The following is a 24,771-nucleotide window of genomic DNA, read 5'->3' on the forward strand; positions in this document are numbered from 1 at the left end:
CGTTTCGGTTGGGGACCGTCGCCCCCCTCGCTTCGGAGCCGAGTGCCGCAGCTGTCGGACGGCAAAAACGGAAAGAAGTCGGCGTTAGTAGAACTCGCGCACGAGGTCCATCGCCTCCTCCGGCGGGGACTCCTCGATGTCGGCCATGTTCTCGGTCGCGCCTTCGAGTTCGTTGTACGGCGTCGAAGACTCGTCCTGATAGAGGACGCCCTGGTACTCGGTCTCGCGGTCGAGAATCTTCTCTTTCGCGGCGTCGTAGTCCGTCGGATCGTGGTCGGAGTCGCCGACGTCGACGAGCGAGTCGCGGAAGTAGTCGTACGTGTCCACGTCGTTGAACGTGACGCACGGCGAGAAGACGTTCACGAAGCCGAAGCCGTCGTGTTCGACGGCCTTCTGGACGATTTCTGCGTGTCGCTGTGCGTCCGACGAGAACGACTGCGCGATGAAGCTGCCGCCGGCGGCCATCGCGAGCGCCAGCGGATTGATGGGCTGTTGGTGGGTGCCGTCCGGCGAGGTCGAAGTCTCGAAGTCCTCGCGCGAGGTCGGCGAGAACTGCCCCTTCGTCAGCCCGTAGATGCGGTTGTCCATGACGACGTACGTCATGTCGACGTTGCGGCGCACGGCGTGGACGAAGTGCCCGGCACCAATCGAGTAGCCGTCACCGTCACCGCCCGCGACCATCACTTCGAGGTCGGGGTTGGCCATCTTCACGCCCGTGCCGACCGGGAGCGCGCGCCCGTGCACGCCGTGAAGCGCGTACGAGTGCATGTACGTCCCGATCTTCCCCGAGCAGCCGATACCCGCGACGACGAACGTGTCGTCCGGGGTGTTGCCCGTCTGGGCCAGTGCTTTCATCATCCCGTTCATCGTCCCGAAGTCACCGCAGCCGGGACACCAGGTTGGTTGTTTGTCGGACTTGAAGTCGACGAATCTGACGTTGTCTGAGCTCATGCTTGCACCTCCGCCTCGTCGACGATGCCAAGGGCCTCCTTGAGCTCGCCGGCGAGTTCGTCCGCCTTGAAGCGGACACCGTTGTACTTGTTGACCCGCTGCACCCGCTGGAGCGTGTCGTGTTCTAACACGTCCGCGAACTGCCCGGTCGCGTTACACTCCACGACGACGACATCCTCCGCGCGCTCGAACTCCTCGGTGAGGTCCGGCCGCGGGAACAGATACGGCACCGACAGGACGCGAATGTCCACGTCGTCTTCCTCCAGGAGGTCGATTGCCTCGCGGAGCGCGCCCTCGTTGGACCCCCACGAGACGACGAGGTTGTCGCTGTCCTCGTTCCCGAACTCGCGGGGCGAGAGGTCCTCCTGTTCGCGAGCGGTCTCGACCTTCCGGTTGCGCTTGTCCACCTGCTCGATGCGCATGTCGGTGGACTCCGTTCGGCGACCGAGCTCGTCGTGTTCGAGACCGGTGCTCATGTGTGCACCCTCCTCCGTGCCCGGGAAGGCACGCGGGGAGACGCCGTCGTCGGTGATGGCGTGCGGCTTGAAGTGGCCGGACTCGTCCTGCCACTCCTCGATGGAGTCTTCGTCGACGACCTTCCCGCGGTCGATTTCGACGTCGTCCATGTCGAAGACCTCCGGCGGGAACGTCTGTTCCGTGACGGCCATCGCGAGGTCCGACAGGACGTACACGGGCGTCTGGTACTGCTCGGCGAGGTTGAACGCCTCGACGGTCTTCCAGAAACACTCCGAGACGCTGGACGGCGCGAGGACGAACCGCGGAATCTCGCCGTGCCCACCGTACAGGGCCATATTCAGGTCGCCCTGCTCCTGTTTCGTCGGCATCCCCGTCGAGGGACCGGAGCGCATCACGTCGGCGATGACGAGCGGGGTCTCCGAGGTGGCGATGAGACCGAACGTCTCGGCCATCAGGTCGATACCCGGGCCGGAGGTGGCGGTCATCGACCGCGCACCCGCGCGGGCCGCGCCGAGTGCCATGTTGATGGCCGACAGCTCGTCTTCCGCCTGGACGACGTTCCCGCCGAAGCGCTCGATGCGCCCCTTCAGATACGTCATCACGTCGGTCGCGGGCGTAATCGGATAGCCGGCGTAGAAGCGACAGCCGGCGGCGATTGCGCCCATACCGATTGCCTCGTCACCGTTGAGGAGGACGTAGTCGTTGTCGGTCGTCTCCAGCTCGTACGGCGTCGAGAGGTCGTACTCCTCCTGGACGTACTCCTGGCCGAGTCGGGCCGCCTCCTTGTTGTTGGCGACGATGGACTCGCCTTTGTTGCCGAAGCGCTTTTCGAGCGACTCGTCGAGATTCTCGATCGGGAACTCAGACACCTCACACGCGGCACCGAGCGCGACGATGTTGCGCATGATTGCGCCCCCGGCGTCCTCGGCGAGCCGCTTGAGCGGCACGTCGAGTCCGAACATCTCCCCGGGCGCTTCGAAGTCCGACATCATCGAGCGTTCGCCGTCGAAGATGATGATCGAGTCGTCGTGTAGTTCGTCCATGTTCTCCTCGACGGTGCGCTCGGTCAGCGCGATGAGGATGTCGAGGCGATCGACCACGCTCTCGACGCGGTCAACGGACGTGCGAACCTTGTAGGCCGTGTAGCCACCGCGGATCCGGGAGGCGAAATCCTTCGAGGTGAAGACGTGTCGTCCCGCCCGCGAGAGAGCCTGAGCGAAGATCTTCCCCGTGGAGTCGATCCCGTCGCCGGCTTCCCCGCCGACGGCCCAGTTGAGGTCCTCTGTCATGCTGTGTTGCGATTCACTCCGCCGGACGTTAAGACTTCTGAATAGCCTACTCCGCGCTATCTCGAATCCCTCGAAGGACGGGCAAATACCGGCGATTACGGCCCGTTTCCACAACTCTGTCCACGCAGTCGCACAGAAGCGTTCGAACGTCCAATCGCGCCCGGCGGCCGCTGACCGAAAGTGCCTTTCACCGCCCGCCACTCCCCACCGGTATGGAACCCACCGAAACGACCGTCCGTACCGTCCGCGATGTCGGTCCCGACACCGTCGCTATCGACCTCGATACGCCCGCCGACTTCGAGGGCAAACCCGGCCAGTTCGTGAAGCTCTCGACCATCATCGACGGCGAGCAGGAGGCCCGATTCTACACGATTTCCTCGCCCGATACCGAGGAGACGTTCGAACTCACCGTCGGCTACGACCCCGAGGACGGCGGCGACTTCTCCGAGTATCTCCTCTCGCTCGACGCCGGCAACGCCGTCACCGTCACTGGCCCGTTCGGCTCCGACTTCTACGAGGGGGAATCCGCGTCGCTCGTGCTCGCCGGGGGGCCGGGCGTCGGTCCCGCGGTCGGCATCGCCGAGGCCGCCGTCCGCGCCGGCAACGACGTGACCGTCGTTTACTTCGACGACGAGCCGGTTCACGCCGAGCGGCTCGACGCCCTCGCAGCCGACGCCGAAGTTCACGTCGTTGACGACGAGGACGGCTTCCGCGATGCCGTCGCGGCCAGCTTCGACGACCAGCAGCTGTTCGTCTACGGCTTCGCCGACTTCCTCGAACTCGCCGAGGATGCTATCGAGGACGCGGGCGGGAGCTTCGAGGACGCGAAGGTGGAGAACTTCGGCTGAGCACCTTTTTCGCCGCTCGGGTGTCCTCGGCACGGCTTCGCCGTGCCTGTGGGCACCGCTCGGGCGAAAAATCTGCACCAAAATCCGCAGCCGAGCCTCCCTGCGGTCGGCTCGGTGAAACGGCGCGCTCGCGGTGCTCGCGCGCCGCATGCTGGACGTAGTGGTTTTCATCGATTTCGGCAGTTTCTTTCAGTTCGCCTCGATGGTTGTTCTCCGATGGTCTCACACAACGCCGACACCGTCCGGTCGCGGCTCGCTCGCCTCACCGACGAGTACGACCCCGAGGTTATCGAAGAGCGCGAGACGCTGGACGACGACCTCTTCGCCGAACTCGCCGACTACGCGGCCGACGGCTACACCGGCGGCGGCTACGCGTGGGTCGTACGCGAATCGCCGCCCGACCTGTCGGATTCGATGCCCGACGCCGAGGACATAGCGGAACCCTACCCCCGCGTCCTCCTCGGCTACGGGCGCGGCGACAGCGCGTGGGGACCGACCGGCGGGGGCAGAGAAGACGGCGAGACCTACGAGGAAGCCGCACAGCGCGAGGTGTTCGAGGAGACCGGCACCGAGTGTTCGGTCACCGACTGCCGGCGCGTTCGCCATCTCGTCAGCGAGTCGGAGACGGGCGAGGGGACGATTCACACGCTGTGGGTCACGTTCCTCGCTGCGGAGACGGGCGGCAGCATCGACGTACAGGAATCGGAACTCAACGGCGCGGCGTGGTTCCACGACCTCCCCGACCGACTCCACCCGACGGTCGAAGACCGGCCCCTCTCGTGGGACGAGTGGGGTTAGTGTTCGACGAACTCGACGAGCATCCCGCCCGTCGACTTGGGGTGGAGGAAGGCAACGTCGTGACCCCACGCGCCGTCGCGCGGCTCCTCGTCGATGAGCTCGACACCCTGCTCGCGTGCGCGTTCGAGCGCAGCCTCGATGTCGTCGGTCGCGAAGGCGAGGTGGTGAATCCCCGGCCCGTTCGCGTCGAGATAGCCGGCGATTGCGCCCTCGCCGTCGACGGGTTCGATGAGTTCGAGGTAGTCGCCGCCAACGTCGAGAAAGGCGATTCGCATCCCGTCGAACAGTTCCTCGTGGGCGACCTCGGCGTCGAGTAAGTCTTCGAAACAGAACAGCAGCGAGTCGAGGTCGGTCGTCGCGAGCCCGGTGTGGTCGAGGTGCATACCCGACAATCGGCGACCGCCACCAACAGCGTTGTGCTCGTCGGCTCAGTCGTCGTCCTGCTGTGGCACGTACGACCGCCCGGCGCGCTCGCCGACGAAGAGTTCTTTCGTCGTGAGCCGGCGGTCGACCCCGTCGGCTCTGGCGATGTCCAGCCGCTCTTCGGTCGTCTGGAAGTAGTTGACGACGGTGACGAGGACGACCCCCCCGACCGTGTTGCCCAACAGGACGGGCACGACGAATCCACCGAGCGCCGGGGCCAGCCCGACGGTTCCGTTGAACACGAGATACATCCCCTCGGTGAAGGAGACGACGACGTGGAAGAGGTCACCCAGCGGAACGGCGAGGAAGGCGAGATAGATGACGAGCACCCGCGCCACGTCGTCGCGGACGGCGTACACGAGCCAGACGATGCCGGCGACGATGAGGCCCGCGAAGGCGGCCTTGAAAAACAGCGTCACCGGCGTCGCCTCGATCCCTTTCCGCGCTAGGTCGGTCGCGGCCGCCGCGCTCTCCGACGAGAACACGCCCGTCTGTGACAACACGAGCGCCCCCGCCAGCCCGCCGGTGAAGTTGCCGAGCAGGACGATACCCCAGATGGAAAGCAGCCGCGGCACGCTGATGAGCCGCTCCAACAGCAACACCACGGGCGGGAGCGTGTTCTCCGTGTACAGCTGGTAGCCACCGAGGATGATGAAGACGAACCCGAGCGGATACAGGAGAACGCTGGCGATTGGTGCTCCTCCCGTCGCGGCCGTCATGGAGGCGTACAGCAGGTAGGTGACGGTGATGGCGAACCCCGCCGCGAGCGCGCTGAAGAACAGTTCACGCGCCCCCGTCGTCGCCTCCTCGTCGGCCGCGACGACGATACGCTGGAACACTTCGTGGGTCTCGAACCGGTCTCTGACGGTGTGGCCGACGGCGGGCGCGCCGCTTCGCGACCGCTCGATGGCCGTCCGGACGGTCTCGCCGTCCGTCTCCGACTGCTCGGTGTCGTCGCTCATGTTCACGTCGAACGACTGGCCAACTCAAAAAATCCAGCTACTTCCGTCTCAGATGCCGGCGCGGTGCTCGCCGAACACGTCACGCATCGCGTTCGCAATCTCGCCCGTCGTCGCGTACGCCTTCACCGCGTCGACGATGGCCGGCATCACGTTCTCGTCGGAGTCACACACCTCGCGCAGTTCGTCGAGGGCTTCCTCGACGGCCTCGCTGTCGCGGTCCTCCCGCAGCTGCTGAACGCGCTCCTTCTGGCGCTCCTGTTCCTCCTCGCTGACTTCCTCGATGTCCTCTTCCGGCTCCTCGTCGACCTGGTAGTCGTTGACGCCGACGATGGTGCGCTCGCCGGTCTCGATTTCGCGCTGGCGCTCGAAGGCCACGTCCTGAATCTGGCCCTGCACCCAGCCGGACTCGACGGCCTCCTGCATCCCGCCGCGCTCGTCCACCTCGTCGATAATCTCGAACGCCTCCGCCTCGATGTCGTCGGTGAGACTCTCGACGTAGTAACTGCCAGCAAGCGGGTCAATCGTATCTGCTGCACCCGACTCGTGGGCGAGAATCTGTTGGGTTCGCAGCGCGGTCCGGACGGACTTCTCGGTCGGCAGCGACAGCGCCTCGTCTTTCCCGTTCGTGTGGAGCGACTGCGTGCCGCCCAACACGGCCGCGAGCGCCTGATACCCCACCCGGACGACGTTGTTCTCGATCTGCTGGGCGGTGAGCGTCGACCCGGCCGTCTGGGTGTGGAACTTCAGCTGTTTGGAGGCGTCCTTCTGGGCGTCGAACCGCTCGTCCATAATCTGGTACCACATCCGGCGGGCGGCCCGGAACTTCGCGACCTCCTCTAAGATGTTGTTGTAGGAGGCGAAGAAGAAACTCAACTGCGGGGCGAACTCGTCCACGTCCTGGCCGGCCTCGATTGCCCGCTCGACGTACTCCATCCCGTCCGCGAGGGTGAAGGCGATCTCCTGTGCGGCCGTCGAGCCGGCCTCCCGGATGTGGTACCCCGAGATGGAGATGGTGTTGAAGTTCGGAATCTCCTCGGCGGAGAACTCGAAGATGTCCGTAATCAGTCGCATCGACGGCTCCGGCGGGAAGATGTAGGTGTTGCGCGCGATGTACTCCTTCAGCACGTCGTTTTGAATCGTCCCGCGCAGTTCCTCGCGGGGGACGCCCTGCTTGTCGCCGACGGCGATGTACATCGCCAGCAGAATCGAGGCGGGGGCGTTGATGGTCATCGACGTGCTCACCTCGTCCAGCGAGATGCCGTCGAACACCGTCTCGAAGTCGGCGAGCGAGTCGATGGCGACCCCCGACTTCCCGACCTCGCCTTGTGCCATGTCGGCGTCCGAGTCGTACCCCATCTGTGTCGGAAGGTCGAACGCCATCGACAGCCCCGAGGATCCCTCGTCGATGAGATACTGGAACCGCTCGTTGGTCTCTGCTGCGGTCCCCATCCCGGCGTACTGGCGCATCGTCCACAGTCGCCCGCGATACATCGTGGAGTAGACGCCCCGCGTGAACGGGGCCTCAGCGGGATAGCCGGCGTCGTCCTCGTAGTCGTGGTCGTCGATGTCGGCCGGCGTGTACAGCGGGTCGACCTCGCGACCGCCGGTGTCGGTGGTGAACTCCTCTTTGCGCTCGCCGAACCGGTCGACCGTCGGCTCGAAGGTCTCCTCGTGCCACTCTTCTTTCCCCTCGCGAATCGCGGCGAGGTCCTCGTCGTCGAACATACCACCGCTCCGTTCCGGCGTCGCTTAACGGTTGGTGGGTCACCGACGACCGCTCGCCTGTTCTCTCGGACATCGCCCTCGGTCGGCGTCCTATTGTGTCCCTTGTACACCTCCAAACATTTAATATTCGTATGTACTCGGAGTTATGCCGTGGCAGATAGTGACACGCAGACGACGGAGACGCGGCGAAACGTACTGAAGTATCTCGGCGCGGCGACGGGACTTGCCCTCGCGGGGAGCCAGCTGGACCCGTTCGCTCACCCGGTGGCGGCACTGGAAAGCGACGAGGCGACCTTCGAGCGCGACGAGCGCCGAATCGAATCCTTCGACGGGACCGAACTCGCGGCCACGTTCTATGAGCCGACGAGCGAGGGACCCCACCCTGCGATCCTGATGACCCACGGGTGGGGTGGGAACAAGAGCGACCTCCAGCCGCTCGCGGAGGTGTACGCGAGCAACGGATTCGTCGCGCTGGCGTACACCTCCCGCGGGTTCGGACAGGGAGAAAACGCCGACCCTTCCGGCGGCGAGGTCCACTCGACGAGCGAACTCGAACGACAGGACGCGAGCGCACTCATCGACTATCTCGCCGGACAGACCGCGGTGATGACGGACGGCGAGAACAACCCGCGAATCGGGATGGACGGCACCTCCTACGGGGGTGGGATTCAGATGCGAACCGCCTCCGTCGACGATCGGCTCGACTCCATCGTTCCGCGGGCGACGTGGAACAACCTCGCCCAGTCGCTCGCCCCGAACGGCGTCATCAAACGCGGCTGGATCGAGGCGCTCGAATACGGCGCACAGACCGGCGACATCTCCGAGGAGAACACGGCGACGACGAGCGGCGTGCTCGAACGCGGCCGAATGACCGAGGCCGACCGAGAGTACTACCGCCAGCGCTCGCCCGTCTCGTACGACGCCATCGAGGACACCCCGGCACTTGTGATTCCGGAACTCACCGACCAGCTGTTCCCGATTAACGAGGGCGTACGGAACGCCCGGAAGCTCCAGTCGGACGGGAGCACAACGACGCTCGTGCTCGGACAGGACGGGACTCACATCCTCGGGCGGGCCGACAGCTACCCGCCGGGGTCGGAAACGTCCAGGGAGTTCGTCGGCCAGCTGGCGCTTCAGTGGCAGGAAGCCCGGCTCAAGGACGGCGACATCGACGTGTCGCCGCTCCACTACTACGACGCGCAGGCAGACGAGTTCATGGCCGCCGAGGAGTACCCCCCGCACCCGGAGCGCTCGACGACGAGGACACTCTCCGAGGCGGTCGAACTCGACGGCGCGGAGGGGAACGTCGCGGGCGTCGATATCGAGATTACCGAGGCGACCGAGGTTCTCGGCATTCCGTCGCTCAGCGTCGACCTGACGCCGACCGGCGAGGGACGAAGCCACCTGTTCGTCGCCCTCCAGCGCGTTCGCGACGGTGAGGCGACGACAATCAAGGACAAGGTGACGCCGCAGGCCGTCACGGAGTCCGGCGAACTCGAACTCGACCTGTTCGGCGTGCACGCGCACCTCGAAGCCGGCGACACGCTGCGGGTGGCGATGAGCGCCCGCGAGGACGACCTCACCGCCGCCGAGGTCATTGACCTCTTCGGCGGGTCGCTGTACCGACCGTCGGACGACAACGCGGGCATCGAACTGGCTGCCGACACCGAGGTCGAACTGTCGATTCCGGCGAGTCAGGCGCTGTCTGCGCCTGCGACCGCAACCCCGACCGCGACCGATACGGAGACGGCGACTGCGACCGCGACGGACACCGCCACAGAGCAGACGAGTACGAGTGGGAGCCAGCCCGGATTCGGGGTGCCGGCGGCCCTCGGGGGCGCAGGTGGACTCAGCTATCTGCTCTCCCGACGGTTCGGGCGGTCGGAGTCGACCGAATCAGCCGAGGGCGACGACTGACGCTGCGGCGTCCATCTCTCACTCGGCCAGCAGTTCGACCAGCGTCTCCAGCGAGTACGACGACAGCGCGCGGGCGTCGTCGTACAGCGTCTCGATGACGTACGTCGAGTTCGTGCGTTCGACAGCCGAAATCTCCTCGAACTCACGGAGCAGTCGTCCGACGGCGTCCTCGTCGGGCAGGTGTGCGACGGCCACGAAGTCCGTCTCGCCCATCGTCGAGAGCAGGGTCGTCACGCCCTCCAGTTCGACAATCTCGTCGGCTACGTCGCTGTGCTTGCCGGCGTAGTCTGCCAACACCTCCACCAGAATCGTCACACCGAGCCCGAGCGCGTCGAGGTCGATATCGTAGAGGTCGTTCTCGATGATGCCCGCCTCGCGCAGATTGTTGAGTCGGTAGTGAACCGTCGAGACCGGAATGTCGGTTTCCTCGTGAATCCGCTCTGGACTGCCGGTCCCCAACTCCGAGATGGCCTTCAGTATCGCGAGATCGCGCTCGTCCATACCAATCCTGTAGCGGCCCGCCTGATAATTCCACTCCTATCTAAGATACGCGCCGATTCTCGAACCCAATCCGAACTATCTCCAATCCGCACGGTTTTGCTCTCAACCATTTGTCTCTGTTTCGAATAGCTTATTACCAGATGTGGCTTTCACCGGAACAGAACCAATGAATCTCGATTCTCTTTGGAGTCGGCTCCCAACGGCTCCCCTACTGTTCGTCACGGTTGCACTGTTGTGGGGCGGCTCGTTCGTCGCCATCGAGCGCGGCGTCGAGTCGTGGCCGCCGCTGCTATTCGCGGGGCTGCGGTACGCGCTGGCCGGGGTCCTCGTGCTCGGAATCGCTCGACTCCGACACACACAGCTTGCCGTCCGCACGCGCGACGACTGGCTCGCCGTCGCGGTGACGGGCGTGTTCATCATCTTCGCCCACCACGCGCTCCTGTACGTCGGCCAAGAGACGGTTCCCGGTGCGGTCGCGTCGGCGCTCATCGCACTCTCCCCGGTCGTGACCGTTCTGCTCGCGCCCCTCGTCGTCGGTGACGACCGACTCACGCCGGTCGCGCTAGTCGGTGTCGCCGTCGGCTTCCTCGGCGCGGTGACGATTGCCGGTCCCGGCGGCGGCGGTGACCTCCGCGGTATCGCGCTCATCGCCGGCGCGACCGTCGCCTTCGCCCTCGGCAGTCTTCTCCTGCGACGGGTCGAGCCGACCCTCTCGCTCGCCGGGATGCAGGGGTGGGGAATGCTGCTCGGTGCCGGACTGTTGCTCGTCGGCAGTCGCGGGCTGGGCGAGCCGCTCACAATCCCGGGTTCGCCCGTCGCGCTCGCGACGCTCGTGTACCTCGTCGTCGGTCCGGGCGTCATCGCGTTCTTGCTCTACTTCCGGCTGCTCGCGACCGTCGGCCCGTCGCGCGCGAACCTCGTCGGCTACCTCGAACCGGTCGCGGCGACGGGACTCGCGGTGCTTCTACTGGGGTACGAGCCGACGCTCGAAACGCTGGTCGGCTTCGCGCTCGTGGCCGTGGGCTTCGCGCTCGTTGACGGTCGCCGCGTTCGCGGGGTCGCTCGCACCCTCGCCGGTCGGGTTCGCGCGTCGGTGGCATAACGCGTAGAAGATCGGTGGTCGCGCTCACCCGGTGTCGTACACCGTTGAGCCGGAACCGTTACCCAGTATCGTACTTGTACGTCGCCGAGTCGCTGTCGATGCCGAAGTCCTCGGGCGACTCGGTCGGCTCCGGCTCTGTGCCGACGTTTTCGGCGGCGTTCTTGAACCGCTCGCGGAGCTTCTCGGGCATCGAGAAGCCGTCGCTGTCGATGACCATCGGAATCACCGTGTCGTGGCGTTCGCGCTTTTCGTCCAATCGCTTCTGGAGCGCGTCGGGGAGCTCGTCGGCGTCGACCGGTTCGAAGCCGAACTGCGCGAGATACTCGTGTGCGGGCGAGAGCGCGTACACGCGGTCGTACCCCTCGATGCCGGCGTTGCGAATCAGTCGCTCGACGATGTGGGCCCCGACGCCGTTCCCCTCCCAGCTGTCGAGGACGCCGATGCTCGTCAGCTCACAGACGTCGTCGTCGCGGTGGACCCGGAAGCGGCCGAAGCCGGTCTTCGAGGTGGAGTCGTCATCGACCGCGATGACGTAGTCGCGGGAGCGGAACGCCGTGTCGTCGAGTCCCATCGCCTCGATGTGGTCGAGGAGCCACGCCTCGTCGCGGTTCCGTGCATCCCTGACGTACATACCCGCGGGTAGGACGCGGGGGCTGAAAACTCCTCGCCAGAGGACGGTAACTCTATGCCGATGGCTTCGTACGTCCCGCCAATGCGTCAGTATCTCGACCTCGTGGCCGACACCCTCGCCGCCGGCACCCACAAGCCGAACCGGACGGGCGTCGACACGATTTCCGACTTCTCACACCACTACACCGTCGACCTCCAGGAGGGGTTCCCGCTGCTCACGACGAAGGACCTCTCGGGCTTTCGGTGGAACTCGCTCATCCACGAACTGCTCTGGTATCTCTCCGGCGAGGAACACATCCGGGACCTCCGCGAGGAGACGGGTATCTGGGACGCGTGGGCCGACGACGATGGGCACCTCGACACCGCGTACGGCCGCTTCTGGCGACGCTTTCCGGTCCCGGAGGAGCCGGCCCAACTGCCCGGCGAGTCGTGGGCCGGTGGGGACGAGCTCCACCGGTGGCAGAACGACGACGGCACCTTCGACCAGCTCGCGTACGCCATCGAACAGCTGAACGAGAACCCCCACTCCCGGCGTATCGTCGTGAACGCGTGGCACCCGGCCAACGCGACGGTCTCGACACTCCCGCCGTGTCACTACACCTTCGTGTTCAACGTACAGGACGGGCGACTCAACACCCACCTCACCCAGCGCTCGGGCGACATCGCGCTGGGGGTGCCGTTCAACATCGCGGCCTACTCGCTGCTCACCCACGCCGTCGCCAACCGGACGGGCCTCGATGTCGGGGAGTTCGGCCATACCATCGTCGATTCGCACATCTACTGTGGGACGGACGCCCGCGCCGACTGGTACGCCGACAACCTCGCCGACCTCCAGTCGCGGGTCGCTGCCGTGGACACGCGCGAGGGATACGCCGACGTGCGCGAGTGGCTCGAATCCACTGCCCCGGCTGAATCTGCGGGCGACGAACAGACCGACCACGTCCCCGGACTGCTCACCCAGCTCTCCCGAGCGCCGCGCGAGCGCCCGTCGATGACGGTCGCCGACAAGCCGCTCGACGACCTCGCGTTCGACGACTTCCAGCTGTCGGGCTACGACCCCGCGCCGGGCATCCCCTTCTCCGTGGCCGAATGAGTCCGGATATCGACCTCACCCTCGTCGCCGCCGTCGCCGCAAACGGCGTCATCGGGCGCGACGGCGAGATGCCGTGGTACTACCCTGAGGACCTCGCGCACTTCAAATCGCTCACGACCGGCCACCCGGTCATCATGGGGCGGAAGACGTACGACTCCATCGCGGCCCGGCTCGACGGCCCGCTGCCCGACCGCACGAACATCGTCCTCTCGGGGTCGTCGCTCGAGTTGCCCGAGGGTGCCCTCCACGCGGCGGACACCGACGAAGCGCTCGCGCTCGCTGCCGACCGCGACGACGAGGCGTTCGTCATCGGTGGCGCGACGGTGTACGAGCAGTTCATGGGCCGCGCCGACCGGCTGGTGCTCACCGAACTCGCCGACAGCTACGAGGGTGACACCCACTTTCCGGAGTTCGGCGACGAGTGGGTCGAGACGGAGCGAGACGAGCACGACGAGTTCGCGTTCGTCACCTATCGACGCGCCGCCGCCGAGTGAGAAACCCAGCCACGGAGCCGCCAAAACGCAACCGTTATACGATACACCGCGCTACCCGAAAGTACGCTACGAGGCGTGCTCTGGTGGTGTAGTCCGGCCAATCATATCACCCTCTCACGGTGATGACCAGGGTTCGAATCCCTGCCGGAGCATTCTGACGTAACTAACCGAAGAGCAACCGCTGTGCGTGTTGCTCCGACGGGAACGCCGACGCCGCTTGCTGGCTTCGAACGAGACCGAACGCGCACAGCGAAGCGAGCACGTTCGGGCGTGGTTCGAATCCCTGCCGGAGCATTTCTGCGACGACCAACGTGTGGAGCGACAGCCGTGCGCGTCGCCCGAACCGTCGGCTTCTCGGTGGGGGCCGTCGAAGCCGACGTATGACCGACGGTCACGCCCTCGCGCGCCGGTGTCTCCGGGCGGGTATCGACGCCGCACACCCCGAGACGGTCGTCCGAGACCGACTCTCGCTCGACGGCGGGACGCTCACCATCGCCGGCCGCGCCTACGACCTCGACAGCTACGAGCGGGTGGTCGTCGTCGGTGGCGGAAACGCCGCCGGCACGGTCGCGACGGAACTCGAATCGCTGCTCTGCGACCGTATCGACACCGGGGTCGTCGTCACCGACCTCCCGACGGCGACGGAGCGAATCGAGCAGGTCGAGGGCGCGCATCCACGGCCGAACGAAACTGCCGTCGCCGGCACCGACCGCGTCCGGGAGCTGCTCGCCGCGGCCGACGCGCAGACCCTCGTGCTCGCCGTCGTCACCGGCGGAGCCAGCGCGCTCCTCCCTGCTCCGGCGGGCGATCTCTCGCTTGCCGATCTCCGTGCGACCACCGACGAACTGCTGGCGAGCGGCGCGAGCATCGGCGAGATGAACGCCGTCCGCAAACACCTCTCGGCGACGAAAGGGGGGCGACTGGCGAGCGTCGCTGCGCCCGCCACGGTCGCGACACTCCTGTTCAGCGACGTGGTCGGCGACGATGCCAGCGTCATCGGCAGCGGTCCGTTCACGCCCGACGACACCACCTACGGTGACGCGCTCGCGGTCGCCGACCGCTACACTCTCGACCTCCCGACCGCGGCCGTCGACCACCTCCGGGCAGGACGGGACGGCGAACACACGGAGACGCCAGACGCCGACGCACCGGCCTTCGAGCGCGTGACCGAGCACCTGCTCGCGAGCAACCACACTGCGGCGCGGGCAGCCCTCGACGTGGCGCGTGCGGCCGGCTACGAGCCGCTGTTGCTCTCGACGCGCATCCGTGGCGAGGCGCGGGAAGCAGCCAAGTCGGCAGTCGCGGTCGGGGAGGAAATCGCGGCGACGGGGAACCCCGTCGAGCCGCCGGCGGTCCTCGTTACCGGCGGCGAGACGACCGTGACGGTTCGGACGGACTCGCCGGGAACCGGCGGGCCGAACACCGAGTACGCGCTGTCTGCCGCGCTCGAACTCGACACGTCGGGCGTGGTCGTCGCCGCCCTCGACACGGACGGCATCGACGGTAACGGCTCACTCGCGGGGGCGAGCGTCGACGGCTCCACGGTGGCGCCGGAGAACCGACGACGGGCGCAGCGCGCGCTCGACAGCCACGACGCCGCGACGTATCTCGGCGGGTGTGACGCAGCTATCGACACAGGGGCGACGGGGACCAACGTGAACGACCTGCGCGTGGTCGTCGTCGAGTAATCAGCGATTCCGGGTGACGCTGCGTTCTGCCACCTTCGCGCCGGCCGCGACCGTCCGACTGCGCGAGCGTTGGAACGACCGCCACAACACGACGCCCCCGCCGGCCGTCGCGAGCGCCATCCCGCCGGCGGCGAGGGGCGCGCCGAACGCGACGAGCGCGCTGGTCGCCAGTCCGCCGACGCCGACGCCGATACCGAGCGAGACGCGCGCGACCAGCTTCCGGAGAATGCTCGGGTCCTCGCGGTAGAGGAAGGTGAGCGCCGCGTCGCCGCGAACGATTGTCGAGAGGGTGTCCTCGCCCTTCGCGGGGACGTTGACGAACGCCTCCGTCGTCGTTCGGAGGATAGCCGCTATCTCGTCGCGGGCGATGTCGGTCGCGCCGAGGTCGTCGACCCCCTTCTCCGTGACGAGGTCGGTCACCGTCTCGATGAAGTCGAACTCCTCGTCGAGCGTGCGGGTGACGCCTTCCAGCACCGTCGCGACCCGGACGATGAGCGCGAGGTCCTGCGGGAGCCGGAACGGGAAGTCGCTGATGTCGCCGACGGCTGCCTGAAACTCCCTGATGTACTGTTGTATCTGCTCCTGCTCGAACGGCTGGCCTTCGAGCTGTTGGATGACGAGCGCGAACACCTCTCGCATCAGCTCGCGGTCGACCTGGGGGTCGAGCGCGCCCATGTCGATGAACGCGTCGATGACGCGGTCGATATCGTCGGTCGCGAGCCCGACGTAGAAGTCGAGAATCTGGTCGCGCCGGGCCTGCGAGAGCCGCCCGACGACGCCGAAGTCGTAGAAGACGATGGAGCCGTTGTCGAGCACGGAGAGATTTCCGGGGTGCGGGTCGGCGTGGAAAATCCCGTCCTCGACAATCATCTGGAAGTAGATGCGCGCGAGCCGCTCGACGATCTCCGTCGGGTCGAGTCCCTTCGATTCGAGCGTCGACACGTCCGTTATCTTCGTCCCCTCGACGTACTCCATCGTGAGCACGCGGGTCGTCGAGCGGTCGTCGACGACGGCCGGAATCGTCACCTCGGGGTCGTCGCCGAAGTTGTCCCGCACCTCGTTCAGCCGGTCGGCCTCGGCCTCGTAGTCCATCTCGCCGCGAATCGTCGAGGCGAACTCGTCTGCCAGATTCTCCATCGTGAACTGCTGGCCGGGCGGGGCAAACCGGAGCAAGAGCGGCAGCAGCGTCTCCACGACGATGAGGTCGCTCTCGACGCGTTCACGGATGTTGGGTCGGAGCACCTTCACGGCGACCGGCTCACCCTCGTAGGTCGCGGTGTACACCTGGCCGAGCGAGGCTCCGCTCATGGCCGCGCGGTCGAAGTCGTCGAACGCCTCGTCGACGGGGCCGAGCGCCGTCTCGAACACCGGGCGAATCGACTCCCACGGCTCCGGCGGGACTTCGTCCTGCAGCGAGGACAGCTCCTCGATGTAGGCCGGCGGGAGCACGTCCGGCCGGGTGGAGAGTATCTGGCCCACCTTCACGAACGTCGGTCCCAAGTCGAGCAACACGTCGAGGAGATACCTCGCGCGCCGCCGCTGGTCGTCGACGGTCACGTTCCGGCGGCGACCGAACAGCAGGAATCGGCGGCGGTCGCGGGCAAAGGCGAGCGCGAGCGGGAGGAACGCCCGGATGACGGCGACGAACCGCCGGAGCGTCCGGCGTCTGTTCGGCTCCGGGTCGTCGACGGGGTCGCTCGCTGACACAGCCGACCTTCGTGCGCGGCGAGCAAATGGTTGTTCCCTACAGGTCGTCCAGTTGGTCGAACGTCTCCGCCAGCGTGCCGGAGTTGTCGACCACGAGGTCCGGCGCGTCGAGCGGCTCGTACTGCTCGCGGAACAGCTCGTACACCTCGATGTCGGCGTCGCTCTCGTCGTCGGTGCGCTCGCGGATTCGCTCGCGCACGACGGCGTCGTCACACTCGACGCCGACGAGCCGGAACGTCGCGCCGGTCTCCTCGGCCACGGCGCGGGCCGCGTCCCGGACGGCGCGCGTCTTGAACGTGGCGTCGACGACGACGCTCTCGGAGTCGAGTCGCTCGCGGGCGCGGTCGAGCACCTCGTCGTAGACGGTCTCGGTCTCGGCGTCGGTGTACTCCGGGGCGTCGTACAGCTCCTTGCGGACCACGTCCGTGCGGAGGACGGTCGCGTCGATGCGGTCGGCGATGGCCTCCGCGACCGTCGTCTTCCCCGTTCCGGGGACTCCGGAGACGGCGACCAGCGTGTTCACAGCCACAGTCCCCGACGGCCGATAGTAACTGTTTGGAGTGACGACGACCATGTGTACGTATGTATCTCTCGCCCGCCGTCCGAACGGCTCGCGACGACCCCACAGAGGGAGCCACTGCACGGCTCACCGTCCGAACCGACGACGAGGTCGCGTCGATACGGGAGACAGTCGAGACGTACGGCGCCGTCGAGGAGGAGACGCGATTCGGGAGCATCCGGGCGTCGGTCCCGGAACCGGCGGTCGCCGACCTGCTCGATTCGCTCCCGGAGGTGGAGGCCGTCGAGACGTGGACCGCGATGGCGGAAGAGGACGGCTCGGAAGGTTAGTAGTCGGGTCGCTCGGCGTACGAAATCGGGTCGCGCTCGTCGAGGTTCTGGAACGCCTGTAGCCGGAACGCGCAGGCGTCGCAGGTGCCACACGCCGGCTCTGTCTCGCGGTAACACGACCACGTGTACTCGTACGGCACGCCGAGTTCGAGCCCGCGCTCGGCGATGTCGGTCTTCGACCACTCGACGAAGGGCGCCTCCAGCGAGATGTCGGTGTCGGGTTTCGTCCCCACGTCCATCACCTGCTGGAAGGCGTCGAAGAACGCCGGCCGGCAGTCCGGATACCCCGAGAAGTCCTCGGAGTGGGCACCGATGAAGACGGCGTCGGCGTCGTTCGCCTCCGCACACGAGACGGCCATCGAGAGCAGGTTCGCGTTCCGGAAGGGGACGTACGAACTCGGAATCTCGTCGCTGTCGAGGTCGGCGCCCTCGACGTCCATCTCGTCGTCGGTGAGCGAGGAGCCGCCGATGGCCGCGAGGTGGTCCGTCTCGATGTGCAACAGCGACGCGTCGAGTTCCTCGGCGAGTGCGCTTGCACACGCGTACTCCTTGCTCTCGGTCGCCTGTCCGTAGCTCGTGTGGAGCAGGAGCGGTTCGTAGCCCTGTTCGACTGCTTCGTAGGTCGCGGTGGCGCTGTCCATCCCGCCCGAGGCGAGGACGACGGCGCGCTGTGGGGTGTCTGTCATAGGTTATCGTTCAGGGGCGTCGTTCCAGAGGTCGACGTGGATGCGCGGTGTGTACCGGTACCCGTACTCCTCGGCGAGTCGCGCGGCGGTGGCGCGCGTCTCGTCCAGTCGCTCGCGGGTGGCTCCCTCCGGCATCAGGAGCACGTCGGTGTCGCGAATCTCGCGGCTCGTACTCGCACGGAGGTCCGCCAGCAGGGACTCGATTTCGCCCATCGGCGACTCGTCGGCGACGACGAACTTCAGTTGGAACTCGTAGTCGTCGATGAGCCGCGTCAGGGCGTCGTGGTCGATGCGGCGCTCGTCGTGGCGGTCGGCCCACTCCCCGTCGCCGGCGGGGGCACGCTCCGGGGTCGGCGTCGAGTTCGCCAGCTTCGGACTGATGGACGCGAGGTCGATGTCCGCGTCGACGTACCGCGTCCCGTTCGTCTCGACGGTCGTGTGCATCTCGACTGCATCGAGCAGGTCGACCGCGGCGTCGTGTATCAGCGGTTCACCGCCCGTCAACACGAGGTGGTCGGGGTCGCGACTCGCCACCTGCTCGCGAATCTCCCCGACAGCCATCCACGCGCCCGTCGGCTCCCACGAGGTGTGGTACGAATCGCAGTACCAACACCGGAGATTACAGCCCGAGGTGCGGACGAACGTGGAGGGGACGCCCGCCAGTTTCCCCTCGCCCTGCAGGGAGGCGAACAGTTCGTTGATAGGGAGGGCGTCGTCGTCCGGCTCGCTCGCCCGTTCGGGCGCTGTGTCGGAGACGGGCATCAGTAGGTGGTGAGTTCGCCGGTCTCTGCAATCGAGACCGACACCGCGGAGACGGTGTCCGGGAGCCGGTCGAGCAGCTTCTCCTCCAGCAGGACGGCCATCACCTCTGCCGTCGGCGGCTCGTCGAGGACGACCAGCGCGTCGGCGTCGCCGCTCGCCTCGAATCCTTCGATGAGCGGGTCGCCGCGCTCGACGAGGAACATGTGGTCCCACTCGTCGATAACGTCGGTCACCACGCCCTTGTCGACGACCCAGCCGGTGTCGGCGAGTTCGCCGCGAAGCTCGACGGTGATGTCGTAGTTGTGACCGTGGGGGCGGGCACACTTGCCGTCGTGGTGGCGCAGGCGGTGGCCGGCGGAGATGCGGATGGGGCGGTCGGCACCGACGACGAGCGTCCGTTCGCCCGCGCGGTCGTGGAGGGATTCTTCCAGTGCACTTCGGGACATACTCGGAGATTATACGAACCCGCATATGAACCTATCCCCTCGCGACCGACAGGCGTTTGCACCTCCCGAAGCGAGGTCGAGTATGCAGCTCGCGCCCGGAAGTTGGCGGCTTGCGACGCCCGTCTTCGTCGCCGCCGTCCCGCTCACGCTCCTAGTTGCCCCTCTCGGTGTCCTGGCGGTCGCACTCGGACTTGCGGTGTTGTGGTTCCACCGCGACCCGCCGCGGCCGGCCGGCGAGGGCGTCGTCGCGCCCGCCGAGGGGACCGTCTCCGTCGTCCGCGAGGAAGCCGGTCGACTCCGCGTCGGCGTCTACATGTCGGCGCTGTCGGTCCACGTGAACCGCTCGCCGCTTCCCGGGACGGTGCAGCGCGTCGAGCACGTCCCCGGCGCGAACAAGCCGGCCTTCTCGAAGGACTCCGACCGGAACGAGCGCGTCAGGGTCGAGAGCGACGACTGGACGCTCGTCCTCATCGCCGGCTGGTTCGCCCGCCGCATCCACCCGTACGTCGGCGCCGGCGAGACGATCGGCCGGGGGGACCGCATCGCACACATCAGCTTCGGCTCGCGGGCGGACGTGCTCATGCCGGCGGACGTGACCCGCGAGGACCTGACCGTCGACATCGGCGACGAGGTGCGGGCCGGCGAGACGATTGCCCGCCGGTAGCCGGGCGTAGCTACTTGGTGACGGGGTCACACTGCCGGGTATGAGCGACGACTCCGACGGCTCGCGGGGAAACGACCGCGTGACCGAAATCTACGTGAACGGGCTCGCAGAGGTGTCGCCGGATATTCCCATCGAGCCGAGCGAACTGGAGACCGCGGCCTTGGAGGCGATGGACGAGACCGCCCGCGGCTACGTCGAGGGCGGGGCGGGCAGCGGAAAGACTGCCGAATCGAACGAGACCGCGTTCGACCGCTGGCGCATCGAACCGGAGATGCTGCGGGGCGTCGAGTCGCGCGACCTCTCGGCGGCGGTGTTCGGCACTGAGTTCGACGTGCCCGTGATGTGTGCGCCGATCGGCTGTCAGTCCATCCTGCACGACGGCGCGGAGCGAGCAAGCGCCGAGGGCGCAGCAAGCGAGGACGTGCCACTGTGTCTCTCGACCGTCTCCAGCACGCCACTGGAGGAGGTGGGGGAGGCGATGGGTGACGTGCCGGCGTGGTTCCAACTGTACTGGTCGCCCGACCGCGAGCTCACGGCGTCGTTCATCGACCGCGCCGAGCAGGCCGGCTACGAGGCCATCGTCGTCACGGTCGACACGCCGATCGTCGGCTGGCGACCGCAGGACCTCCAGCAGGGGTATCTCCCCTACCTCCACGGGACGGGCATCGCGAACTACACGACGGACGACGTGTTCCGGTCGTATCTCGACCACGACCCCGAGGAGAACACCCTCTCGACGGCACAGACGTTCCTCGACCTCTTCGGCGACGCTTCGCTCACCTGGGACGACCTGGAGTGGCTCCACGACCAGACCGACCTCCCCGTCGTCGTGAAGGGCATCCTCTCGCAGGCGGACGCGCGCCGCGCGGTCGAGCACGGAGCCGACGGCGTCGTCGTCTCGAACCACGGCGGGAGACAGGTCGACCGGTCGGTCGCCGCGCTGGAGGCGCTGCCGGGCGTCGTGGACGAAATCGGCGACGAGGCGTTCATCGGCTTCGATTCGGGGATTCGTTCGGGCGCGGATATCCTGACCGTCCTCGCGCTCGGTGCTGACCTCGCGTTCGTCGGTCGCCCGTACGTCTACGGACTCACCCTCGACGGGGCCGAGGGGGTCGCGACGGTCCTTTCGAATCTGCTCGCCGACTTCGACCTCTCGCTCGGCTTGAGCGGCTACGACGACGTGGCGAAGTTGGACCGGGAGGCGCTGGTCCACGAGTCGGCGCTCCAGTAACTGCGTCACTCGTTAGCACGCCTCGGCAAAAATTAATATCCTACCGCTGAACCGTTCGGTTGAACACGAACGAGGTTCCATCCATGACCCGCTATCTCCACACCACGGTGTCTGCACTCGCCGAGAGTGCAGCACGCGGCGTGGGGAACTGGATGGGCTTCGACGCCGTCCCGACCCTCGCCGCGTAGGCGGGCGTTGGCCCGTCACGCGACGTGATGGGTCGGGATTTCTCTGACTTCTCACGTCGCACAGCGGCGACTCGCGAGCGGCACGTGTGTGCGTGGCTCGCCACGCGCTCGCCCACCAGCCAGCGACAGCACCCTCGATAGCCACAGGTGTCCGACGGACGCGCGTTCGAATCGCGCCGAGGGGATGATGGCAATCCAGATGACCACCACCGAGGTCGAAACCGACCTGCGGCTGCGCATCGCGCGCGGCGACGCGGGGAGCCTCGGCGACGGTGCACGACAGCTACTCGAACAGACCGACGCGGTCGAACGCGTCGAAGGAATCGACATCGAGACCATGCGCCCGGACGCGTTCGACCTCTACGTCGATGCGACGGCCCGGCTCACCCTCGCGGACGACGCGGACATCGAGGCGGTTCGCGAGGGCTTCGGCGTCGAACGCGCCGACCCGGCCGACGGATGACGAATCGCACCGGGACGAACACGCTCGACCCGCCCTGCGGGTGAGCGTGGTCAGTTCCTACTCGTCCCAGCGCGCGTCCGCGAGGGTGCGCTGGACGGCTTCCTCTCCGACCGCTGCCGCGAGATGCTCGTAGCCGCTGCGCTCGCCCCGGTCGGTCGCCTCCGCGACGAGTCGCGAGACGATGAACTCCGGCGTCGACTTGCCGAGCTGACCGAACCGCGGCTGGTAATCGACTTCGAGGTCGAGGTCCGGGGTCAGCCCCTCGGCGAAGATGCCGTCGACGCGTGCCACCTCGGGAAGCGGTTCCAGGTCCTCCGCGAGGTGGGTGACGAACGCGCCGAGCGCCTCGCGTTCCACGGTGAGCGTCACCAGCCCGTGCAGGAGGTCGGCCGCGCGGCCCGGTTCGGTGATGGCCTCGAACTCGTCGACCAACATCAGGGTGCGACCCTCGCGGGTCAACGGCGGGACGACAGACCGGAGGGTCGATTCGAGCACGCCGGCGTTGAAGGAGGCGTGGCGACGGTGGAAGACGATCGAATCGACCTGCCCGACGGCGGCGGCCTCGGCAGGGACGGGAAGTCCCATCGACGCGAGCAGCTGTACCTGACACAGCGTTTCCAAGACGGTCGTCTTCCCGCCGGAGTTCGCGCCCGTCAACACGGCCACGCGGTCGCCCGTCGGCACGTCGAGGTCGTGGTCGCCGACGGCGTAGTCGATTGGCTGCACGTCGATGCCGGCATCGAGCAGATCGAGGTTGCGCGCTCCCTCGACGGCCAGCGTCTCCGTCGCCACGAGGTCGGGCGCGGTGAGGTCGTACGCGACGGAAAAGCGCGCGAGCGACACGTCGAAGGCGAGGTCGTCCACGGCCGCGACGGCCGCGTCGAGTTCCTCGCGGGTCGCCTCGACCGTCTCCCGAAGGTCGGCCGCCACGCTCGTCTCGCGTTCGTCAACGCGGGTCCGGAGCGCGGTCGCGAGCGAGCGCAGCCCTTCCGTCACGAAGCCGGCAGCGTCGGCGGCCCCGTCGGGTGCAGCGTCGCGAACCTCCCCAGAAGGGAGTCCTGTCTCGTCGGCGACGTGGCGGACGAACGCCGACTGGAACTCCGCGGCGTCGCGGGCACTCGACCGGACGGCGTCGAGCACGCCGTCGGGGTCGGCGGCCATATCCTCCACCGTCGCGAGTGCGTCGCGCAGGCGGTCGAGTTCGTCGTCCGCACCAGCGCCGAGTCGGTCGTCGCCGTCGAGGGCGCGCAGCGCGACCGCGGCCTCGGCCAGTCGGTCGGTGTCGAGGTCGGCGATCGCGGCGAACACGCCCGAATCGGCCGCGGTCTCGGCGAGCGCGACGGCGGTCTCGGCGGCCGACAGCTCTCCGACCGCGCCGTCGTGGCGGTCGAACGCCTCCAACACGGCCTCCTGTGTCGCCTCGTCGAGCGCGCGCCACGACTCCGTCGCCGCCATCACGTCGTCGAGGCGGGCGCGCATTGCGTCGGTGTCGGTCAGCGGCGTCAACACGCGGATGCGGTCGCCGGCGTGGCGGGTGACGGCGTGCTCCTCGGCGAGGTCGAGCAGGGACTTGTACACGTCGCGGGTGTCACGGGTCGTGAGCGTCTCTAACCCCTCGCCGCCGTTGGCGCGCCGGAGGATACGCGTTGCGCGCCCGGGGGTGAGACCGGCGTCGACGAGCGTGCGCGCGTCGGCTGACTCGATGGCCTCGACCGCCCGCTCGGTACCCAGAGACTCAGACAGACGGGTCGCCGTCTTCGGACCGACGCCCCAGTACTCCTGCAGTCGCATACGTGTCGCTCTGCTGGGGGCGCAAAGAAGCTCCCGACGCACCGTGCTAGTGTGTCACAGTCCCAACGCAAGGCTTAAATGTGAGTAATTTTCGATATTAAGTGTAATGGCAGGTCCCACACGGCAGCGACAACGTAGCTCCGAGACGGAGTCGGAGACGGAATCGGTAGGGTGTCCCGAGTGCGAGTCCGACTCGCTCGTCCAGTCGGGAGAGGGCGAACTCATGTGTGACGACTGCGGGCTCATCATCGAGGAGTCGAACATCGACCGGGGGCCGGAGTGGCGGGCGTTCAACCACTCCGAACGACAGTCGAAGTCCCGGGTCGGTGCGCCGACGACCCAGACGATGCACGATAAGGGACTGACCACCCAAATCGACTGGAAGGACAAGGACGCGTACGGGCGCTCCATTTCCTCCGAGAAGCGGAGCCAGATGCACCGGCTCCGGAAGTGGCAGGAGCGTATCCGCACGAAGGACGCCGGCGAGCGCAATCTCCAGTTCGCGCTCTCGGAAATCGACCGGATGAGTTCCGCGCTCGGCGTTCCGCGCTCGGTGCGCGAGGTCGCCTCCGTCATCTACCGGCGCGCGCTCAAGGAGGACCTCATCCGCGGTCGCTCCATTGAGGGGGTCGCCACCTCCGCGCTGTACGCGGCGTGCAGACAGGAGGGGATTCCGCGCTCGCTCGACGAGGTGGCCGAGGTCGCCCGCGTCGAGCAGAAGGAAATCGGGCGCACGTACCGGTATATCGCACAGGAACTCTCGCTCGGGCTCGAACCCGTCGACCCGGTCCAGTACGTCCCGCGCTTCTGTTCGGAACTCGAACTCAGCGAGGAGGTCGAACAGAAGACGCGCGAGATCATCGAGGTGACCGCCGAGAAGGGGATGCTCTCGGGGAAATCGCCGACGGGGTACGCGGCCGCCGCGATCTACGCCGCCTCCCTGTTGTGCAACGAGAAGAAGACCCAACGCGAGGTCGCGAACGTCGCGCAGGTGACGGAGGTCACCATCCGGAACCGCTATCAAGAGCAGATCGAAGCGCTCGACATCCACTGACGGACACCGGGCTTTACTACCTCTCGGTGCCG

Annotated in this window: 24 protein-coding genes, 1 tRNA gene and 1 pseudogene; 13 read left to right on the forward strand and 13 right to left on the reverse strand. The window is 67.1% G+C overall.

Annotation, left to right across the window (positions count from 1 at the left end; genetic code table 11):
* Nucleotides 1-84 precede the first annotated feature (84 nt).
* Nucleotides 85-951: a 2-oxoacid:ferredoxin oxidoreductase subunit beta gene (locus DM818_RS11685; RefSeq protein WP_123124150.1), complete on the reverse strand. Its 867-nt coding sequence runs from the start codon at nucleotides 949-951 to the stop codon at nucleotides 85-87.
* Nucleotides 948-2,717 carry a 2-oxoacid:acceptor oxidoreductase subunit alpha gene (locus DM818_RS11690; RefSeq protein WP_075936558.1) on the reverse strand — a complete coding sequence of 590 codons (1,770 nt, stop codon included), beginning with the start codon at nucleotides 2,715-2,717 and terminating at the stop codon, nucleotides 948-950. Before DM818_RS11690 ends, DM818_RS11685 begins: the two co-directional genes overlap by 4 nt.
* 212 nt (nucleotides 2,718-2,929) lie before the next feature.
* Between DM818_RS11690 and DM818_RS11695 the strand changes: the two genes are divergently transcribed.
* A complete protein-coding gene (locus tag DM818_RS11695) occupies nucleotides 2,930-3,565 on the forward strand; it encodes an FAD-dependent oxidoreductase (RefSeq protein ID WP_075936557.1) in 636 nt (211 codons plus the stop codon).
* 216 nt (nucleotides 3,566-3,781) lie between these two features.
* On the forward strand, nucleotides 3,782-4,363 hold the full coding sequence (locus DM818_RS11700) for an NUDIX domain-containing protein (RefSeq protein ID WP_123124149.1): 582 nt from the start codon (nucleotides 3,782-3,784) through the stop codon (nucleotides 4,361-4,363).
* On the opposite strand, the gene mce is transcribed toward DM818_RS11700, so the two are convergent.
* From mce to DM818_RS11715, 3 genes and pseudogenes are all read right to left on the reverse strand, one after another.
* On the reverse strand, nucleotides 4,360-4,746 hold the full coding sequence (gene mce, locus DM818_RS11705) for a methylmalonyl-CoA epimerase (protein WP_123124148.1): 387 nt from the start codon (nucleotides 4,744-4,746) through the stop codon (nucleotides 4,360-4,362). The genes DM818_RS11700 and mce overlap by 4 nt on opposite strands.
* A 54-nt stretch (nucleotides 4,747-4,800) precedes the next feature.
* A pseudogene (locus DM818_RS11710) lies at nucleotides 4,801-5,748 on the reverse strand (formate/nitrite transporter family protein); the annotation flags it as partial.
* A 48-nt stretch (nucleotides 5,749-5,796) separates the two neighbouring features.
* Complete coding sequence (locus DM818_RS11715) at nucleotides 5,797-7,473, reverse strand: acyl-CoA mutase large subunit family protein (RefSeq protein ID WP_123124146.1); 1,677 nt, start codon at nucleotides 7,471-7,473, stop codon at nucleotides 5,797-5,799.
* A gap of 150 nt (nucleotides 7,474-7,623) precedes the next feature.
* Here DM818_RS11715 and DM818_RS11720 point away from each other — a divergent pair, with 150 nt between their 5' ends.
* On the forward strand, nucleotides 7,624-9,390 hold the full coding sequence (locus tag DM818_RS11720) for a CocE/NonD family hydrolase (RefSeq protein WP_158601433.1): 1,767 nt from the start codon (nucleotides 7,624-7,626) through the stop codon (nucleotides 9,388-9,390).
* 18 nt (nucleotides 9,391-9,408) lie between these two features.
* Here the strand turns inward: DM818_RS11720 and DM818_RS11725 are convergent, their stop codons facing one another.
* The gene (locus tag DM818_RS11725) at nucleotides 9,409-9,891 is read right to left on the reverse strand and encodes an Lrp/AsnC family transcriptional regulator (RefSeq protein WP_075936551.1); all 483 of its coding nucleotides are present in this window, start codon (nucleotides 9,889-9,891) and stop codon (nucleotides 9,409-9,411) included.
* Between the two features lie 166 nt (nucleotides 9,892-10,057).
* Between DM818_RS11725 and DM818_RS11730 the strand changes: the two genes are divergently transcribed.
* Nucleotides 10,058-10,993: a DMT family transporter gene (locus DM818_RS11730; RefSeq protein WP_123124145.1), complete on the forward strand. Its 936-nt coding sequence runs from the start codon at nucleotides 10,058-10,060 to the stop codon at nucleotides 10,991-10,993.
* Between the two features lie 58 nt (nucleotides 10,994-11,051).
* Here DM818_RS11730 and DM818_RS11735 read toward each other — a convergent pair whose 3' ends face one another.
* A complete protein-coding gene (locus DM818_RS11735) occupies nucleotides 11,052-11,624 on the reverse strand; it encodes a GNAT family N-acetyltransferase (RefSeq protein WP_075936549.1) in 573 nt (190 codons plus the stop codon).
* 81 nt (nucleotides 11,625-11,705) lie between these two features.
* On the opposite strand from DM818_RS11735, the gene thyA reads away from it, so the two are divergent.
* The 4 genes from thyA to DM818_RS11755 all read left to right on the forward strand — a co-directional run bounded on the left by thyA (nucleotide 11,706) and on the right by DM818_RS11755 (nucleotide 14,898).
* Nucleotides 11,706-12,716: a thymidylate synthase gene (gene thyA / locus DM818_RS11740; protein ID WP_123124144.1), complete on the forward strand. Its 1,011-nt coding sequence runs from the start codon at nucleotides 11,706-11,708 to the stop codon at nucleotides 12,714-12,716.
* Nucleotides 12,713-13,210, forward strand: a complete 498-nt coding sequence (locus DM818_RS11745; protein ID WP_123124143.1) for a dihydrofolate reductase — start codon at nucleotides 12,713-12,715, stop codon at nucleotides 13,208-13,210. Before thyA ends, DM818_RS11745 begins: the two co-directional genes overlap by 4 nt.
* A 77-nt stretch (nucleotides 13,211-13,287) precedes the next feature.
* Nucleotides 13,288-13,362 (forward strand) — tRNA-Glu (locus tag DM818_RS11750).
* A gap of 228 nt (nucleotides 13,363-13,590) precedes the next feature.
* Nucleotides 13,591-14,898 carry a glycerate kinase type-2 family protein gene (locus tag DM818_RS11755; RefSeq protein WP_123124142.1) on the forward strand — a complete coding sequence of 436 codons (1,308 nt, stop codon included), beginning with the start codon at nucleotides 13,591-13,593 and terminating at the stop codon, nucleotides 14,896-14,898.
* Here DM818_RS11755 and DM818_RS11760 read toward each other — a convergent pair whose 3' ends face one another.
* Entirely contained in the window at nucleotides 14,899-16,605 is a 1,707-nt protein-coding gene (locus DM818_RS11760; protein ID WP_123124141.1) for an ABC1 kinase family protein, read from the reverse strand. It lies immediately after the preceding gene.
* A gap of 37 nt (nucleotides 16,606-16,642) precedes the next feature.
* Nucleotides 16,643-17,128 (reverse strand): AAA family ATPase, encoded by a 486-nt coding sequence (locus tag DM818_RS11765; RefSeq protein WP_233571957.1) that lies wholly within the window; start codon nucleotides 17,126-17,128, stop codon nucleotides 16,643-16,645.
* A gap of 59 nt (nucleotides 17,129-17,187) precedes the next feature.
* Between DM818_RS11765 and DM818_RS11770 the strand changes: the two genes are divergently transcribed.
* The gene (locus DM818_RS11770) at nucleotides 17,188-17,454 is read left to right on the forward strand and encodes a hypothetical protein (RefSeq protein ID WP_123124139.1); all 267 of its coding nucleotides are present in this window, start codon (nucleotides 17,188-17,190) and stop codon (nucleotides 17,452-17,454) included.
* Here DM818_RS11770 and queC read toward each other — a convergent pair.
* The 3 genes from queC to DM818_RS11785 are packed head-to-tail and all read right to left on the reverse strand — an operon-like array spanning nucleotide 17,451 to nucleotide 19,348.
* The gene (gene queC, locus DM818_RS11775; RefSeq protein ID WP_123124138.1) at nucleotides 17,451-18,140 is read right to left on the reverse strand and encodes a 7-cyano-7-deazaguanine synthase QueC; all 690 of its coding nucleotides are present in this window, start codon (nucleotides 18,138-18,140) and stop codon (nucleotides 17,451-17,453) included. The genes DM818_RS11770 and queC overlap by 4 nt on opposite strands.
* Nucleotides 18,141-18,143: 3 nt before the next feature.
* Nucleotides 18,144-18,902 (reverse strand): 7-carboxy-7-deazaguanine synthase QueE, encoded by a 759-nt coding sequence (locus DM818_RS11780; protein WP_123124137.1) that lies wholly within the window; start codon nucleotides 18,900-18,902, stop codon nucleotides 18,144-18,146.
* Nucleotides 18,902-19,348 carry a 6-pyruvoyl trahydropterin synthase family protein gene (locus DM818_RS11785; protein WP_123124136.1) on the reverse strand — a complete coding sequence of 149 codons (447 nt, stop codon included), beginning with the start codon at nucleotides 19,346-19,348 and terminating at the stop codon, nucleotides 18,902-18,904. The genes DM818_RS11780 and DM818_RS11785 overlap by 1 nt, the downstream gene beginning before the upstream one ends.
* Before the next feature lie 82 nt (nucleotides 19,349-19,430).
* Between DM818_RS11785 and DM818_RS11790 the strand changes: the two genes are divergently transcribed.
* The 3 genes from DM818_RS11790 (at nucleotide 19,431) to DM818_RS11800 (ending at nucleotide 21,894) form a co-directional block, all read left to right on the forward strand.
* Entirely contained in the window at nucleotides 19,431-20,012 is a 582-nt protein-coding gene (locus tag DM818_RS11790) for a protein sorting system archaetidylserine decarboxylase (RefSeq protein ID WP_123124135.1), read from the forward strand.
* A 40-nt stretch (nucleotides 20,013-20,052) separates the two neighbouring features.
* On the forward strand, nucleotides 20,053-21,243 hold the full coding sequence (locus DM818_RS11795; RefSeq protein ID WP_123124134.1) for an alpha-hydroxy-acid oxidizing protein: 1,191 nt from the start codon (nucleotides 20,053-20,055) through the stop codon (nucleotides 21,241-21,243).
* 276 nt (nucleotides 21,244-21,519) lie between these two features.
* Entirely contained in the window at nucleotides 21,520-21,894 is a 375-nt protein-coding gene (locus DM818_RS11800) for a hypothetical protein (protein WP_143823780.1), read from the forward strand.
* A 57-nt stretch (nucleotides 21,895-21,951) separates the two neighbouring features.
* Here DM818_RS11800 and DM818_RS11805 read toward each other — a convergent pair whose 3' ends face one another.
* Complete coding sequence (locus tag DM818_RS11805) at nucleotides 21,952-23,685, reverse strand: DNA mismatch repair protein (protein ID WP_075936536.1); 1,734 nt, start codon at nucleotides 23,683-23,685, stop codon at nucleotides 21,952-21,954.
* Nucleotides 23,686-23,791: 106 nt separating this feature from the next.
* Here DM818_RS11805 and DM818_RS11810 point away from each other — a divergent pair, with 106 nt between their 5' ends.
* Entirely contained in the window at nucleotides 23,792-24,739 is a 948-nt protein-coding gene (locus DM818_RS11810) for a transcription initiation factor IIB (protein WP_075936535.1), read from the forward strand.
* Nucleotides 24,740-24,771: the final 32 nt, after the last annotated feature.

The organism is Halosegnis longus, assembly GCF_009663395.1.
Classification (GTDB): domain Archaea; phylum Halobacteriota; class Halobacteria; order Halobacteriales; family Haloarculaceae; genus Halosegnis; species Halosegnis longus.

What these genes read in the sequence shown, in the direction of transcription:
- queC (WP_123124138.1), bottom strand. Translation starts at nt 18,140, where the DNA reads ATGACAGACACCCCACAGCGCGCCGTCGTCCTCGCCTCGGGCGGGATG.
- DM818_RS11690 (WP_075936558.1), bottom strand. Translation starts at nt 2,717, where the DNA reads ATGACAGAGGACCTCAACTGGGCCGTCGGCGGGGAAGCCGGCGACGGG.
- DM818_RS11735 (WP_075936549.1), bottom strand. Translation starts at nt 11,624, where the DNA reads ATGTACGTCAGGGATGCACGGAACCGCGACGAGGCGTGGCTCCTCGAC.
- mce (WP_123124148.1), bottom strand. Translation starts at nt 4,746, where the DNA reads ATGCACCTCGACCACACCGGGCTCGCGACGACCGACCTCGACTCGCTG.
- DM818_RS11805 (WP_075936536.1), bottom strand. Translation starts at nt 23,685, where the DNA reads ATGCGACTGCAGGAGTACTGGGGCGTCGGTCCGAAGACGGCGACCCGT.
- DM818_RS11810 (WP_075936535.1), top strand. Translation starts at nt 23,792, where the DNA reads ATGGCAGGTCCCACACGGCAGCGACAACGTAGCTCCGAGACGGAGTCG.
- DM818_RS11755 (WP_123124142.1), top strand. Translation starts at nt 13,591, where the DNA reads ATGACCGACGGTCACGCCCTCGCGCGCCGGTGTCTCCGGGCGGGTATC.
- DM818_RS11780 (WP_123124137.1), bottom strand. Translation starts at nt 18,902, where the DNA reads ATGCCCGTCTCCGACACAGCGCCCGAACGGGCGAGCGAGCCGGACGAC.
- DM818_RS11715 (WP_123124146.1), bottom strand. Translation starts at nt 7,473, where the DNA reads ATGTTCGACGACGAGGACCTCGCCGCGATTCGCGAGGGGAAAGAAGAG.
- DM818_RS11730 (WP_123124145.1), top strand. Translation starts at nt 10,058, where the DNA reads ATGAATCTCGATTCTCTTTGGAGTCGGCTCCCAACGGCTCCCCTACTG.
- DM818_RS11790 (WP_123124135.1), top strand. Translation starts at nt 19,431, where the DNA reads ATGCAGCTCGCGCCCGGAAGTTGGCGGCTTGCGACGCCCGTCTTCGTC.
- thyA (WP_123124144.1), top strand. Translation starts at nt 11,706, where the DNA reads ATGCGTCAGTATCTCGACCTCGTGGCCGACACCCTCGCCGCCGGCACC.
- DM818_RS11700 (WP_123124149.1), top strand. Translation starts at nt 3,782, where the DNA reads ATGGTCTCACACAACGCCGACACCGTCCGGTCGCGGCTCGCTCGCCTC.
- DM818_RS11785 (WP_123124136.1), bottom strand. Translation starts at nt 19,348, where the DNA reads ATGTCCCGAAGTGCACTGGAAGAATCCCTCCACGACCGCGCGGGCGAA.
- DM818_RS11685 (WP_123124150.1), bottom strand. Translation starts at nt 951, where the DNA reads ATGAGCTCAGACAACGTCAGATTCGTCGACTTCAAGTCCGACAAACAA.
- DM818_RS11695 (WP_075936557.1), top strand. Translation starts at nt 2,930, where the DNA reads ATGGAACCCACCGAAACGACCGTCCGTACCGTCCGCGATGTCGGTCCC.
- DM818_RS11770 (WP_123124139.1), top strand. Translation starts at nt 17,188, where the DNA reads ATGTATCTCTCGCCCGCCGTCCGAACGGCTCGCGACGACCCCACAGAG.
- DM818_RS11725 (WP_075936551.1), bottom strand. Translation starts at nt 9,891, where the DNA reads ATGGACGAGCGCGATCTCGCGATACTGAAGGCCATCTCGGAGTTGGGG.
- DM818_RS11795 (WP_123124134.1), top strand. Translation starts at nt 20,053, where the DNA reads ATGAGCGACGACTCCGACGGCTCGCGGGGAAACGACCGCGTGACCGAA.
- DM818_RS11745 (WP_123124143.1), top strand. Translation starts at nt 12,713, where the DNA reads ATGAGTCCGGATATCGACCTCACCCTCGTCGCCGCCGTCGCCGCAAAC.